At 65.5% G+C, this 3,655-nt stretch carries 3 protein-coding genes; 1 reads left to right on the plus strand and 2 read right to left on the minus strand.

The features are described 5' to 3' along the window. Positions 1-293 precede the first annotated feature (293 nt). Positions 294-1,016, plus strand: a complete 723-nt coding sequence (locus ACP7AU_RS17520) for a helix-turn-helix transcriptional regulator (RefSeq protein WP_426052251.1) — start codon at positions 294-296, stop codon at positions 1,014-1,016. A gap of 51 nt (positions 1,017-1,067) precedes the next feature. On the opposite strand, the gene ACP7AU_RS17525 is transcribed toward ACP7AU_RS17520, so the two are convergent. After that, positions 1,068-2,270: an acetyl-CoA C-acyltransferase gene (locus tag ACP7AU_RS17525; protein ID WP_426038463.1), complete on the minus strand. Its 1,203-nt coding sequence runs from the start codon at positions 2,268-2,270 to the stop codon at positions 1,068-1,070. A gap of 118 nt (positions 2,271-2,388) precedes the next feature. Beyond that, positions 2,389-3,294 (minus strand): SDR family NAD(P)-dependent oxidoreductase, encoded by a 906-nt coding sequence (locus tag ACP7AU_RS17530; protein WP_426052252.1) that lies wholly within the window; start codon positions 3,292-3,294, stop codon positions 2,389-2,391. Positions 3,295-3,655: the final 361 nt, after the last annotated feature.

Raw genomic sequence — 3,655 nt, forward strand, 5'->3', positions numbered from 1 at the left:
CGAAGAACGCCCACTCCGCATCCGACATCAAACCACGAACCATGGCTGCTCTCCGCAAAGAACAGCCTTGAATCAGCGATCAGCTGATTTGGGAATCCACTTTGTCCACATCACCTAGTTCCTCGATCAGCCAGACGATCCGCGACGAGCGTGATTGCGGGGCGTGAAACAGGGTCAGCATGACTTTCTCTCCGATCCTATGAGCCTCGGCGGGACCGCCTTGGCCGTGAGAGATTGACTACCGCCACCCTGCTGCCAGCATGCTGTCAGCAGTCGTCCGGTACGGTACACAGATGAGACGCGCAGACCGCCTGTTCCAGATCGTCCAGTTGCTTCGGCGCAGCTCCCAACCCGTGACGGCGGAATCGATCGCGGTCGAGCTGGAGACGTCCAAACGCAGCGTTTATCGCGACATCGCCGCCCTGATGGGCCAGCGGGTGCCAATCCGGGGCGAGGCGGGCATCGGCTATGTGCTGGATAGCGGCTTCGACATGCCGCCCCTGATGCTGACATCCGACGAGGTCGAGGCGGCGGTGCTCGGCGCCCAGTGGGTGGCGGGCAGGGGAGACCCGGCCCTGGCGCGGGCGGCCCGCGACCTGATCGCCAAGATCGCAGCCACCGTTCCCGAACGCCTGCGCCCGGTGGTCCTGGAGCCGGCGGTGACCTCCGCCATGTGGAAAACGCACGAGGTCGAGGTGCTCGACATGGCTCAGTTGCGGGCCTGGATCCATACGGGGCGGAAGGTCAAGCTGGACTATCGCGATCAGGAAGACCGGGCCTCGCTGCGGACCGTCTGGCCGCTGCTGATCGGCTATCGTGAGACGACACGGCTGCTGGTCGCCTGGTGCGAGAGCCGCAACGACTTCCGCACCTTCCGCACCGACCGGGTGGTGGAGGCGACCTTCCTCGATGACCGTTTCCCCGGCCGCCCGGCGCAACTGCGAGCACGCTGGCAGGCGATGATGGAGGCGGAGCGGCGCCGGTTCTTGGCCGACCAAAAAGGGGCGAATTCCTAAGCAGGGCCTTCGACGCCGACATCCGCTTCCGGATGTCGGCGTCTGAGCGGATCAGTAGATTTCGAACAGACCGGCCGCACCCTGTCCGCCGCCGATGCACATGGTCACCACGCCATATTTGGCGCCGCGACGCTTGCCTTCGATCAGGACGTGGCCGGCCATGCGGGCGCCTGACATGCCATAGGGGTGGCCGATCGAGATGGCGCCGCCCGAGACGTTGAGACGGTCCATCGGAATGCCCAGGGTGTCTGCGCAGTAGAGCACCTGCGCAGCGAAGGCCTCATTCAGCTCCCAGATGCCGATGTCGTCCATGGTCAGGCCGTGGCGCTTGAGCAGCTTGGGTATGGCGTAGACCGGGCCGATGCCCATCTCGTCAGGCTCGCAGCCCGCGACGACCATGCCGCGATAGGCGCCGAGCGGCTGAAGGCCGTGGCGGACAGCTTCGCCGGCCTCCATGATCACCGAAGCCGAAGCGCCGTCCGACAGCTGGGAGGCGTTGCCGGCGGTGATGAATTCGCCCTGCTGGATCTCCTCGCCGCCGCCGAAGACGGGCTTCAGCGACTTCAGGCCCTCCAGGGTTGTGTCGGCGCGGTTGCCCTCGTCCTTCGACAGGGTGACCTCCTTGGCAGAGGCCTGACCGGTCGCCTTGTCGACGACCTGCATGGTCGTGGTCATCGGCACGATCTCGGCATCGAAACGGCCGGCCTCCTGGGCTGCGGCTGTCCTCTGCTGCGACTGCAGGGCGTATTCGTCCTGGCGATCGCGGCTGATGCCATAGCGGCGTGACACCACCTCGGCGGTCTCCAGCATCGACATATAGATGTGGGGCGACAGCTTCAGCAGCGCCTCGTCCTTCATCCGGTACAGGTTCATGTGCTGGTTCTGGACCAGGGAGATGGATTCCAGGCCGCCGCCGACGGCGACCTTCTGCTGGTCGAACACCACCTGTTTCGCCGCCGTGGCGATCCCCATCAGGCCCGAGGCGCACTGGCGATCGATGGTCATGCCCGCGACGGTCGAAGGCAGGCCGGCGGCCAGCGCGATCTGGCGGGCGACGTTCTGGTTGGTCGAGCCCTGCTGCAGGGCCGCGCCCATCACGACGTCCTCGACCTCGGCCGGGTCGATCCCGGCGCGTTCGACCGCATGCCTGACGGCATGGGCGCCGAGTTGCTGGGCCTGGGTGTCGTTGAAGGCCCCTCGATAGGCGCGCCCGATTGGCGTTCTGGCCGTCGATACGATTACCGCTTCACGCATTGTTCTCTCCCTGCCGGTCGCCTTTGGCGACCTTGGCGATTTGATTGATCGGTTTGACCGAAATTCTGGTCGGTTTGACGGACCTTTTGTTGGTCATTTTACGGGTCGGTTCGGCATATCAGCTGTGCGCCTTCTGCGCCTTGGTGAGTTCGATCATGCCCTGGGCGGCGCCCATCTCCGGTACGATCTCGCCGGTGCGGTCCGAGATGGCTTCGAACCGGGCCTCGACCTGTTCCGGCGCATCCTCGCCGACAATGCGGACGCCCTGTGTCAGGGTGACATAGGCGCGCTCGAAGCCGCCGGCGCCGGCGGCGAGGATGCAGCGCGTCGGTGAGTCCTGGCTGACAAGATACAGCAGGCCCGGCGACACCAGTTCCGGGCCCAGGGCCTCCAGCGGCAGGCGCGCGCCGAGGTCCTCGGTCATGCGGGTATGGGCGGTCGGCGCGAGGCAGTTGACGCGGATGTCGTTCTTGGCCCCCTCGATGGCCAGGGTCTGCATGAAGCCCACCAGCGCCATCTTGGCCGCGCCGTAGTTGGCCTGCCCAAAATTGCCGTAGAGGCCCGACGACGAGGTGGTCATGACGATGCGGCCGTAGTTGCGCTCGCGCATCCCGTCCCACACCGCCCTGGTGCAGTTCACCGCGCCCATGACGTGCACGTCCATGACGAAGCGGAAGTCCTCGATCTCCATCTTGGCGAAGGACTTGTCGCGCAGGACGCCTGCGTTGTTCACCAGAATGTCGACCGAGCCCCACTGCGCGGTCGCCTCGGCGACCATCGCCTTGACCGCCTCGAAGTCCGTGACCGATGCGCCGTTGGCCATGGCCTCGCCGCCGGCCGCCTCGATCTCGGCCACGACGGCCTGGGCCGGGCTCATGGACGAACCCTCGCCATCGCGCGCCACGCCAAGGTCATTGACCACCACCTTGGCGCCGCGCGCCGCCAGGGCCAGGGCATGCTCACGCCCGAGACCTCCGCCGGCGCCGGTCACGATCGCCACCTTGCCGTCAAATCGCATAGCCATCGATGCCTCTCCTTATCGCTGTTCACCCTGATAACAGGCCGCGCAGGTTCGCCAAGAGGGGGATATGTGTTGAAACGGCGCCACAGTCGCCGTATTGCGAACCGAAATAAGGAACCTGGGCTCAACTCTCCCGTTCGGCCCGGTGAGCGTCACGTGTAAGCGTGGCCTTTGGACATTCACCGATATGAGGACTGACATGAAGCTGAAACTTCTCGCCAGCGTCGCAGCCGCGGGGCTTTTCGCCGCTGGTGCTGCTTCGGCTGAGCCGGACGGCTGGTACGGCGCGATTGACGCCGGTTACCACAAGATCGACGACATCAACCTGGAAGCGTCCGGCAACGGCGTGAACTGGAATGCCGAA

This window comes from Brevundimonas sp. SL161 (genome assembly GCF_049896985.1).
Classification (GTDB): Bacteria; Pseudomonadota; Alphaproteobacteria; order Caulobacterales; family Caulobacteraceae; genus Brevundimonas.